The sequence below is a fragment of the Paenibacillus glycanilyticus genome, from assembly GCF_030161375.1.
In the GTDB taxonomy this organism is placed as follows: domain Bacteria; phylum Bacillota; class Bacilli; order Paenibacillales; family Paenibacillaceae; genus Pristimantibacillus; species Pristimantibacillus glycanilyticus_B.
The window spans coordinates 16,053-27,037 of the sequence record NZ_BSSQ01000032.1; the positions used below are offsets into that span (position 1 = coordinate 16,053).

At 51.0% G+C, this 10,985-nt stretch carries 7 protein-coding genes and 1 riboswitch; of the genes, 6 read left to right on the top strand and 1 reads right to left on the bottom strand.

All coding sequences use genetic code 11. The features are described 5' to 3' along the window. The first annotated feature begins 9 nt into the window (after window positions 1-9). Both QQK89_RS28860 and QQK89_RS28865 read left to right on the top strand, forming a co-directional pair. Complete coding sequence (locus QQK89_RS28860) at window positions 10-900, top strand: carbohydrate ABC transporter permease (RefSeq protein ID WP_284242218.1); 891 nt, start codon at window positions 10-12, stop codon at window positions 898-900. Between the two features lie 44 nt (window positions 901-944). Next, window positions 945-2,513, top strand: coding sequence for an ABC transporter substrate-binding protein (locus tag QQK89_RS28865; RefSeq protein ID WP_284242219.1), 1,569 nt, complete (start codon window positions 945-947; stop codon window positions 2,511-2,513). Between the two features lie 80 nt (window positions 2,514-2,593). On the opposite strand, the gene QQK89_RS28870 is transcribed toward QQK89_RS28865, so the two are convergent. Beyond that, entirely contained in the window at window positions 2,594-5,506 is a 2,913-nt protein-coding gene (locus tag QQK89_RS28870) for an S-layer homology domain-containing protein (RefSeq protein ID WP_284242220.1), read from the bottom strand. Window positions 5,507-5,693: 187 nt separating this feature from the next. Here QQK89_RS28870 and QQK89_RS28875 point away from each other — a divergent pair, with 187 nt between their 5' ends. From QQK89_RS28875 to QQK89_RS28890, 4 genes are all read left to right on the top strand, one after another. Next, complete coding sequence (locus QQK89_RS28875) at window positions 5,694-6,551, top strand: AraC family transcriptional regulator (RefSeq protein WP_284242221.1); 858 nt, start codon at window positions 5,694-5,696, stop codon at window positions 6,549-6,551. 103 nt (window positions 6,552-6,654) lie between these two features. Continuing rightward, window positions 6,655-7,620, top strand: coding sequence for an N-acetylglucosamine kinase (locus QQK89_RS28880; protein WP_284242223.1), 966 nt, complete (start codon window positions 6,655-6,657; stop codon window positions 7,618-7,620). 38 nt (window positions 7,621-7,658) lie between these two features. Beyond that, window positions 7,659-8,966: a 6-phospho-beta-glucosidase gene (locus QQK89_RS28885; protein ID WP_284242224.1), complete on the top strand. Its 1,308-nt coding sequence runs from the start codon at window positions 7,659-7,661 to the stop codon at window positions 8,964-8,966. A 227-nt stretch (window positions 8,967-9,193) separates the two neighbouring features. Further along, window positions 9,194-9,294, top strand: a riboswitch (purine riboswitch). Between the two features lie 167 nt (window positions 9,295-9,461). Then, entirely contained in the window at window positions 9,462-10,847 is a 1,386-nt protein-coding gene (locus QQK89_RS28890) for an NCS2 family permease (RefSeq protein WP_284242225.1), read from the top strand. The last annotated feature ends 138 nt before the right edge of the window (window positions 10,848-10,985 follow it).

The following is a 10,985-nucleotide window of genomic DNA, read 5'->3' on the forward strand; positions in this document are numbered from 1 at the left end:
GAAGGCAACATGCAATCATCTGGCAGAGTTTATCAATGGCTTCTAAACATCGTTATGATCGGTTTTACGTTATTTTGCCTTATGCCGATCTGGCTGCTGTTCTCATCTTCCTTGACCGATGATATGGAGCTTGTCCGCAACGGTTACGCGTTTTTCCCGAAGGATATCAGCTTTTCGGCTTATCACTACTTATGGAATACCTCTTCGGAGATTGCCAGAGCTTACGGAATTACGGTACTTACAACCGTTATTGGCACGGCGGCCGGGTTATCGCTTACCGCCATGGTCGCTTACCCGCTGTCGCGAATAGAGATGCCTTTCCGCAATACGCTCGCTTTTTACGTATTTTTCACCATGCTCTTCAACGGCGGCTTGGTGCCTTCCTATTTGCTGTACACGAATTATTTCGACTTCAAAAATACGCTTCTTGCGCTAATCATCCCGGGTTTGCTAATGAATGGATTTTTCATTATTCTGATGCGCACGTTTTTTGCCACTTCCATTCCAACGGCCATTATCGAATCCGCTTATATCGACGGCGCGAGAGAGTGGAAGATCTTCTACCGGATTGTGCTGCCGCTGTCGACGCCCGTGCTAGCTACGGTTGGCTTGTTCTACGTCATCTTGTATTGGAACGATTGGTTCAACGGTCTGATCTATCTAACCGACAGCAAATACTACAGCCTGCAAAACCTGCTTAATCGGATTCTGCTGGACCTTCAATTCCTGCAATCTTCCACGCAAGCCGGCAGCCAGACGGGCGATCTTGCCGCTAGAATACCGCTCGCCTCCATGAGAATGGCAATGGCGGTTATCGGTGTCGTTCCGTTGCTCGTGGCCTATCCGTTCTTCCAGAAATATTTCGCCAAAGGGCTGACGGTTGGAGCGGTAAAAGGATAACGGCTTTACCGAAACATCACATATATTTGGGGGAGGTCATTGGAATGATGAAAAGACGTTCGATCCATTTGGCTTTAGCGCTAACGATGTCCGCGGCGGTGATTGGCGCCTGCAGCAGTAACGGCGGCAACAATGATTCGAATGGCGGAAACGGCGGCACGGCAAGCAACGGTTCTGCGGCTGAGACCAGCAATGCCGGCAATGACGCAAGCAAGACGTTAAAGCCGGAGAAGCTTGTCATGGTCTTCCCGGCAGCCGGCGAGCCGAAGGATATGCAGGAAGTGAGCGATGCCATCAACAAGATTACGAAAGAAAAAATTAATGCCACGGTTAAGCTTGTTCCGATCGGTTGGGGAGCATGGACGCAGCAAAGAACGTTAATGATGTCCGGCAAAGAGCAAGTAGACTTAATTCTGAGCGGACTTGGAACCTACAGCCAGGATGTAGCGAAAGGCCAGTTCCTCGAGCTTGACGATTACTTGGGCAAGGAAGGCGCGGGAATTAAAGAAGCGTTGGACAACCTCGATCCGGAATTCCTTAACGCAACGAAAATCGACGGCAAAATATATGCCGTTCCGAGTATCCGGGATTTGGCGGCCGACTTTGGCATAACGATGCGCAAGGATCTGGTAGACAAATATAACATCGATACAAGTTCGATCAAATCGCTTGACGATTTGGACGCTATATTCAAAGTAATCAAGGAAAACGAGCCGGATGTCGTTCCGACCGTGAAGTATGGCAACTCCATTATCGACATTTACGTACGGAGCGCGTTTGATACGTTAAGCGACGGGCTTGGCGTACTTCCCGGCAATGACAATAACTTGAAGCTTGTTGACATGTACGAGGCGCCGGAATACAAAGAGATGCTAAATACGGTAAGAAGATGGTATTTGGCAGGCTACGTCGCCAAGGACGCGGCAACAAGCACGGAAACGCAATACAACATGGTGAAAGCGGGCAAAGCCTTCTCGTTTATTTCCCATATGAAGCCGGGCATTGAAACCCAGGAGTCCAGAAATACGGCAAGAGAGATGATATCGATACACTTCAAGCCGGCGATCTCAACGACAAGCGACATCACCTCCATTATGTGGAGCGTGGCGAGAAATTCGGTAGATCCTTCGCGGGCGACGATGCTGCTTAACCTGATGTATACCGATAAAGATCTGATCAATCTGTTTGATTACGGCATCGAAGGGAAGCATTACACGAAAGTATCGGATAACGTCATTGATTTCCCGCAAGGCGTGGATGCTACCAATTCCGGCTACAACCTTCAATTAGGATGGATGTTTGGCAACCAGTCGCTCTCTTACATTTGGAACGGAGACAGCCCGGATCTATGGAATCAATTAATGGATTTCAACAAGAATGCTACGAAATCGAAAGCACTGGGCTTTATCTTTAATGCGGATGCCGTGAAATCGGAGATCGCCGCCGTGACTAACGTAACCAACCAATATAAAGTCGCGCTTGAAACCGGTACGGTTGATCCGGAGACTCAATTGCCTAAGTTTATCGATCAGTTGAAGGCAGCGGGAATCGATAAGATCATCGCCGAGAAGCAGAAGCAGCTGGACGCTTGGGCGGCGGCAAACGGCAAATAAACGCTACGTTCAAACGGTCGGCATAGTAGAAAACTCCCTTCCAGCTGCGATGCAGCAGCTTGGAAGGGAGTTTTATTTTGTTACATATTTAAGGCATCAAGCAAAGCGTAAGCGACTTTCACCGCTTCGGCGCGGGTTAATGTGTCATCCGGGCGGAAAGTGCCGTCAAGATAACCGCTAATAATACCCGAAGCTGTAGCTTGTTCTACCGCATCTTGAGCCCAGGCCGGAATCGCCTGTGCATCGTTGAAGGTTTTGCCGTCCCCGGACGAAGCGATGCCGGCGGATTGCAGAACGCGCGCGGCGATTACGGCGATTTCCGCACGGGTGATACGCTGCGATCCGTTAAAGACGGAGCCGTCTTTGGTATTTATGCCCGTCACATATCCAGCTTCGGCTGCTGCTTTTACTTGTGCTTTCACCCATGCCGGTATGAGGCTGTCATCGGCGAAGTTAGTTGCACCGGATGGCGTAGGCAGACTAAGCGAGTTCACCAGCAGCTTGACCCATTCTGCGCGAGTAACTGGCTGGTCCGGACGGAACGTTCCGTCTTCGTAACCGGAGATCACGTCCATCCCGATTAAGCGGTCGGCGTATGGTTTCGCCCAGGAAGCGTTAAGATCCTGGAAAGTTTGAGGCGTGTAGCCAAATACTCCGAATTTCGTGAAATGCTTAACGTCGACCGTAATGGTTGTTCCGTTTGCCTGGCCGCCGATGAACATCCATTTCTTCAGCTTTTCGTTATAGTAGTACACGGCAGGTTGGCTTTTTGGCGCAGCAGAATTCATGGCGTAGTTAAAGGTCAGTTGAACGGGCTTGCCAAATATCGTCCCCGCATTGCTAGTCATCTCGACGATTGGGCTTAGCGCCTTCAGGTTGCCAAGCGGAGGTTGTTGTCCTGTAGGAAGAACCGACGCGCCGATCGTTCCGCTCGAAGATACGGCACCTGCAGGAATCTTGAAGGAGATCACGCCTTGCAAGCTGCCTTCCGCGCCTTTGGCCGGATCCATATTAACGGAAACGGATGTTGCAGGTGTTGTTCCGCCTCCCGGATTCGAAGTAGTAGGCAATGCCTGAATGGTTAGGACAAAAGTTTTGGAGTCCGACTGATCGCCCCGCGAAGCGGTCGCTTTAAGCGTGACCGATGCGTTTGGTTGTCCGGCAGCGGGACGGCTCACTTTGGCGATGCCATTCTCGATTGCAACCGCGTTTGCGGAGTCGGTTGTTTCTTCCCACGCGATTGCCGCGCCATGCTCGCCTTCGGAAGGCAACGTCATATTCCCGGTAACGGCATCCAGGTTGCCTAAGGTCAACTTGCTTAATGTATCCGTTACGGCTTGTTCATCGCTGTAGGCAGCCGTATCTACAAAGATAGGATTCGAGTAGAACCATAGATCCTTATAGTTGCGGTCGTTAATCTCGTTGAACCGGGCCGCGGCATCGGCGGTTGTTGTTTTTGGATCAATCAGCGGATTGCCGTCCAACGTCTCGCCCGGCACGTTTATGCCAAGGTTGGTGCCTCTCAGCCGGAAGTATTGATCTTTGCTGGCCTTCGGCAAGTCGTAAGTAATAACATTGTAGCCGTTGGCGTCCGTTGTCCAGTCCTCGCTAGTGAAAGTGGCAACAACGCGGGTAGAGTCATTTGTATCCTTGTCGTAGGCCGGAGTTCCTTTCTCTGCCGGACCCGTAACATCGCCTGCAATCAGGTCGATATGATCAACTGCCGGTTGCATGCCGCCGGATTGGCCGCTGTTGATCGGATTCTCGTAGTTATTCGTCTCCGGGCTCTTGAATTTGATCGTAAGCGTAAGTTTATCCCCTTCGGTGGCTTGCAGGGTACCGCCCATTTCGGCATTTGCGCCGCCGTCGGCAAGACGGAAGTCCAAAGCGTTAATCAGGTCGCCAAAGACGGAGAACGATTTGCCCGAGCGCATGCCGTTCAGAATATCCTGCGTGGATTTTCCTTCGCTCCAAATATAGTTTTTGGCGTATTCGCCCGGCCAGTAACCGCTCGAGTTCGTGTCGATCGTCTTGAAATGGTAGTCGGAATTCGCGAAATTCCAGAACTGGCGGCCTTCGCCAAGCAGGGAATCCCAGACGCCGCCAACTTTCGCAACCATGTAATCGACGCCGCCGTAGGAACGGTTCTTATAGTTGTCGTTAGCCGTTGGGTTAGCGGGATCGTAGGCCGAATTGTAACCGCCGCGGTCCGGCTCCATTTGGTTGCCGAGCATGCCCTCGAAGCCAAACGCAATATCAGGAGCAGCATTATTGAAGTCGCGGAAGTCCGAAATCTTATATTTGCCTACGCCTCTGGATGGGTGGTTCACGATCATGTAGCTGGTTTCCGGGTAATTGCGTTTCAGCCAATTAACGGCGGACAAGCTGTCCGCATGCGTGCTGAACGCCCGGTCATCCGCCGCTTCCCACTGCAGGACGTCAGCCGGATTAAACCAGGTTGCGTCGCGGTTCGTGAACAAATATTCGAATTGGTTCGCGGCTTTCAGCGCGGCATCGGAACCGGGTTCATCGGTGAGAATACCAACGGAGCCGTGCTCGTGCGAAGGGATATCCCATTCAAAGCCGGAAAATATCGTCTTGCCGGCATATTTGCCTGCTTCCTGCAATGCTTTTATTTTTGGAACCTGGTATTCGAGGAGTCCTTTCGATAACGGAATGGGACCGCCGGGAATGTCGGCTCCCGTATCGTCGCGTTTGGAGGAGCGCAAATGATCCGCCAGCATGATGAAGTCGAGGCCGTAAGTAGTCAAGCCGTGATCCAGCACGGATTCGAGCGAGCTCTGGGCATCGTCTGATTCGGTCGTATGGGCGTGGAATTCGCCTGTCAGCCATTCCCCTTGTTCTTGCGCCGTGGCGCCGGTATCGGCTACCGCTGCCGCCGCTTTAGGAGTTGGAACGGCAATTCCCGTAGATAGAAGGCTTGCCGATAATACGGCGGGGAATAGGATTCGAGCTTGCTTGTAGAAATTCAAAATATAATGCACCACCAGTCTGAAATGTGTTGCCCAAGATGAAGTAGGGGCATGTAAAGTGTACAAGCCTATTATCAAGGGAGGATTAGAGAGAGGAGGTTTTTTGTTAATTCGCGGTAAATCTTTGGGATCTCAAATACCAGTGTTATACTGAATTTACTTATACTCTTCTCCAGGAGGCCTTGCCATGAAGCCGATTTCTACCGTCTCTCGCGATCTCATAGAATTGCCGCATGCTTTTCCCATTGTGATCTCGCAGTCGGAAGGCGTAACTCCGCATTTTCAGCGTTTGCATTGGCATACGGCTCTGGAGATTAACTATATTAGCCGGGGAAGCGGCTATTATCTCATTAATGGAACGCGGCACGACTTCCGGGAAGGGGATATCATCCTCATTAACTCAAATGATTTGCACCGCGCTTTCGAGCAAGAAGAGCTCGTTATGACGGTCATTATGTTTGATCCGGCATATTTTGCGCTTGAGCAGCGTTATGATCCGGAGCTGCTTATCCCATTCCGAGAGATCGGCTTGCGCTTCGATAATTTGCTAGATCGCGATCATCCCATGCTCTCCCGCCTTGGTGCTGCCATTCTGGAGATGCGGAGCGAATATATACGGCAAGAACCGCATTATGAAGCTGTCGTAAGGTCGCAGCTTGTTGCGTTTATGGCCTTCGTTAATCGGTATTTTGCCAAAGAGCAGGAGAGGAATCATGCCCATCTTCGGGGGATGGAGGTGATCCGCCAAGCGCTGAACTTGCTCGAAGCCGATATTGCCTACCCTTGGTCGTTGAAGGAGCTTGCCGCCGCGGTCCATCTTAGCCCTTCGCGGTTCAGCGCTTTATTCGTCCAGACGGTCGGAACATCGCCGATGGATTATTTGATCCAGCTGCGGTTGTCCGCCGCGGTTAATCTGCTGGAAACGTCGGACAAGAAAATGATTGAAATTGCCGAACTATCCGGTTTCCGCAATTTATCCAACTTTAACAGGCTGTTCAAGCAGCATATTGGCAAGCAACCTTCGGAAATCCGTCTTCATCGTTAATTGAAGAACAGTAAGATAGTATCGGAACATCGTTTTTTCTCGGTAGAGAAGCGATGTTCTTTTCTTTTATGCTGGGAATATCCAAATAGGAAGGAGCGTGGCTATGATGTTGTTTCTTGGGATTGATGCAGGCGGCAGTAAGACGCATGCTTTGCTTACGGATGAGAATGGCCGCGTGCTTGGCCGCGGAAGCGGCGGGAACGGCAATCATCAAACGGCTTTTCAAGCGGCTAGAACCGAGATCGACCGGGCTTGCTCGGAAGCGCTTCGGCAAGCAGGCGCAACCAAAGAAGAAATCGACTTTGCTTACTTTGGCCTCGCCGGTGCCGATCGGGAGCCGGACTACGCGATTTTGCGTCCGATGATCCACTCGCTTGATTTCCCGCGGCATGCCATCGCTTGCGATACGATGATTGGCATGCGGGCGGGAACCCGCCAGTCTTATGGGGCGGTTATTATTAGCGGAACCGGCTTTAACGCCGCGGCTCGAAACGCAAACGGCGAGGAGCTGCAATACGGAGGTTTCGGTTATTTGTTTGGAGACGGCCAAGGCTCCGGTTCGGATTTGGCGATTCATGCTTTTCGCGCGGCGGTCCGAAGCTGGGAGGGGCGGGAGGAGCCGTCCGTTCTCACCGAGCTGGTGCCGAGGCAAATGGGTTACACCTCCGTGCTCGAGATGTATGAGGACGCGCTCGACAATGGCATTCAGCCTTCACGTACCCTGTCGCAAACGATGTTTGAAGCAGCAGCGCTTGGCGATTTGGTCGCCATTCGCATTCTTGAAGAAGCAGGCCATGAACACGGCAACGCGGTTAACGCTTTGATCCGAAGATTAGGCATGGAGCATGACAGCTTTGATGTTGTGTTGACGGGAAGCGTGTTTGCCAAAGGCGGTACGCCGCATATGATTAACGCGGTCAAAGCCGCGGTAGCCAAAGTTGCGCCTCATGCAAACCTTGCAAAACTTACGATTGATCCCGTTATTGGTGCCGTAATGAGCGCGATGGACAGCAGCGGGATTCCGATCTCAGCGGAAACGGATGTCGCGCTTCGCCAGATTGCGTTCTAAAGTTGGGCGATCCATTTCTACTAAAAGGAGACATTCTCATGACTATAGCCAAACAAGGGTTAAAAGTTGCCGTCATTGGCGGCGGCTCCTCCTATACGCCGGAGCTGGTCGAAGGGCTGATTAAACGCTATGAAGAAATGCCGATCCGCGAATTATGGCTTGTGGATATTGAAGAGGGACGCCATAAGCTGGAGATTGTCGGGAAGTTGGCCGAGCGGATGGTCGAGCGGGCGAATCTGCCTATCGACGTACACCTGACCTTGGACCGGCGGGAAGCTATCGCGGGAGCTGATTTTGTAACGACCCAGATGCGGGTAGGACTGCTTGAAGCACGCCGCAGAGATGAGCATATTCCGATCAAACATGGCGTAATCGGCCAAGAGACGACGGGACCGGGAGGTATGTTTAAGGCGCTTCGGACGGTTCCGGTTATCCTCGACATTTGCCGGGATATCGAAGAGCTTGCCCCTAATGCCTGGATGCTGAACTTTACGAATCCGGCCGGAATCGTAACGGAAGCGGTGTTAAAGCATAGCAAGGTGAAGACGGTGGGCCTTTGCAACTCGCCAATCAACTTCCAGAAATACCTCGCTAGCCAATATGGCGTTACGGAGCGCGAAGCGCTGCCGGAGTTTGTGGGCATCAACCATCTGCACTGGATTACCGCGGCTTACGTGAACGGCGAAGACAAATTGCAGGAGATGATCGGCGGAGGCAAAGATTACTCGGCTTCGAACGTAACCGCATTCGATTGGGATCCGGAGTTTCTGCGTTCGCTTGGCGCACTTCCGACGTATTACCTGCGTTACTTCTATATGACCGATACGATGTACGCCGAGATGAAACAATCAATGGAGAAAGACGGTACGCGTGCCGATGTCGTCAGCCGGGTAGAAGAAGAGCTGTTTGAGCTGTACAAGGACGTTAATCTGAAGGAAAAGCCGAAGCAGCTTGAGAAGCGGGGCGGGGCTTTCTACTCGGAAGCTGCGGTTAACCTCATGCATTCCCTATATACGAACCGTCAAGATATTCAGACGCTAAACGTTCGCAACGGCGGCATTATCGATTTCCTGCCCGAGGATGCGAGTATTGAGGTCAATTGCGTGGTAACGGCGCAAGGTCCGATTCCTTTGCCGCTGAAGCGCGTGCCCGAACATATCAAAGGATTGCTTCATGCGGTGAAAACCTACGAATCGTTGACGATTGAAGCGGCAGTGACCGGGGATCGCGGCGTTGCGCTGCAGGCGATGGTCCATCATCCGCTTGTGCCAAGCGTTTCCGTCGCCCAAACCTTGCTTGGTGAAATGCTGGAAGCCAACAAGAAATACCTTCCGAACTTTTTCTAAAATAAACGATCATTGAAAAAGCCGCATTTATGCGGCTTTTTCATGTTTTTCCGCCCAATGCTATGCCCAATGATCACTCACGGTTGTAACTTTATGCCATAACCAGGACAAAAGGACTACCATTTTTTCGGTAAAGACGAATGTTATCTTTGTGGTAGATGGCGAACGTTCGTAAATTTTCGTTGACAAGTCGCGTGTTCCTTATTATATTAATTTACGGATAACAACTAATTAAATAAATCACTTTTCGTATAATCTCAAGAATTGGCTTGAGAGTCTCTACTAGATCACCGTAAATGATCAGGCTACGAAAAGGTAGGAAAGTTGCCGCGCGATGCCATTCCGTTATGGTTTAAGCGAATGACATTGACTCGGTCCGCGGTATACTTTCCCCCTTTTTGCAAAGCCTAGGAGATAATTGCGCATTGACGCATTTTTCCTAGGCTTTGTTGCGGTTTTAGGCTTGTACACATTTTTGGGGGGGTAATCGGAATTATGGAACGGTTCTTTAAGTTAAAGGAACATGGTACAAACTTCAGAACGGAAATTATGGCGGGTCTGACCACTTTCATGACAATGGCCTACATCCTGGCAGTCAACCCGATCATTCTGACGCCAACCGGTCTTGACTGGACGGCAGTATTCCTGGCAACGGCTATTGCAGGCGGTATCTTCACGATTGCGATGGGCTTGTTCGTTAACTTCCCGGTGGCTCTGGCACCTGGTATGGGTCTCAACGCATATTTTGCTTCGACGGTTATTGCTTCGCAGGCAACGGATAAACCTATTTCTGTAGCAATGGGTCTGACAGCGGTATTTATCTCGGGTATTATCTTTATCATCCTGACACTGACGCAGATTCGTCAAATGCTCATTACGGCTGTTCCAGACAGCTTGAAGCACGCGATTACGGTTGGTATCGGTTTGTTCATTACGATTGTAGGCTTGAAAGGCAGCGGTCTGATGACAGTTGCCGTAACGGCTTTTGGCGATATTAAAGCAAATGCTTATACGGACGTTTCCGGTTCGGAAACGGTTATCCATATCGGCAGCTTTGCGAACGAAACGGTTATTATGACAGTGGTTGCCCTTCTCATTATCGGTATTCTGATGGTTCTGCGAGTACCGGGCGCAATCCTGTGGGGGATCCTTGGCACGACGGCGCTTTCGCTTATTCTTGGTCAAGTTGACGTGAAAAAGACGTTCACCGATCAAACTTGGGTTCCTGACTTCTCGACGATGAACATTGGCCACTTCGACTTCCCTGGCGTGTTCGAAGTCGGAATCGTAACGGTCGTATTGACCTTTACGTTTGTTGAATTGTTCGATACGTTTGGCACGCTCGTTGGTACGGCTAACCGCGCCGGATTCATGAAAGATCCGGTAGCAGGCAAGAAACGCGTTGGTAAAGCGATGTTTGTTGACGCGGTAGCGGTAAGCGGCGGCGCATTGCTTGGTACAAGTACGGTAACGGCTTTCGTAGAAAGCTCCGCCGGCGTTGCGCAAGGCGGACGTACGGGTCTGACTTCGGTAACAACAGGCGTCTGCTTCCTGCTTGCGATCTTCTTGTCGCCGGTAGTGGCACTGGTTCCAGCGGCAGCAACAAACGCGGCACTGATCGTTGTTGGCGTATTGATGCTTCAATCGGTGAAGGAAATCGACTTCTCCGACATGGTTTACGCGATTCCTTCGTTCCTGACGCTGGCGCTTATGCCGTTCACGTACAGCATCGCTAACGGCATCTCGTTTGGTATCGTAACGTATGTCATTCTGGCGACAGTCGCTAACGTTGCGAACAAAGGCAAATACAAAGTTCACTGGCTCATGTGGATCCTCGCGGTTCTGATCGTTGCGCGTTACATCTTCATGGGAACCGAGTAGTATTATAATAGAAGAAACAAGATAAGCAGCGCTGACCGGCGCTGCTTTTTTTATTGCAAGAATAAAGGCTGCATAGCAAAAAAAGGGTATCCCGGCATGGGGGACTGACCCCATAGAGTGAGACAAATTAAAACACCT

Excerpts from the sequence above, each read along its gene's own strand:
- QQK89_RS28860 (WP_284242218.1), top strand. The coding sequence starts at position 10 with ATGCAATCATCTGGCAGAGTTTATCAATGGCTTCTAAACATCGTTATG.
- QQK89_RS28865 (WP_284242219.1), top strand. The coding sequence starts at position 945 with ATGATGAAAAGACGTTCGATCCATTTGGCTTTAGCGCTAACGATGTCC.
- QQK89_RS28875 (WP_284242221.1), top strand. The coding sequence starts at position 5,694 with ATGAAGCCGATTTCTACCGTCTCTCGCGATCTCATAGAATTGCCGCAT.
- QQK89_RS28880 (WP_284242223.1), top strand. The coding sequence starts at position 6,655 with ATGATGTTGTTTCTTGGGATTGATGCAGGCGGCAGTAAGACGCATGCT.
- QQK89_RS28885 (WP_284242224.1), top strand. The coding sequence starts at position 7,659 with ATGACTATAGCCAAACAAGGGTTAAAAGTTGCCGTCATTGGCGGCGGC.
- QQK89_RS28890 (WP_284242225.1), top strand. The coding sequence starts at position 9,462 with ATGGAACGGTTCTTTAAGTTAAAGGAACATGGTACAAACTTCAGAACG.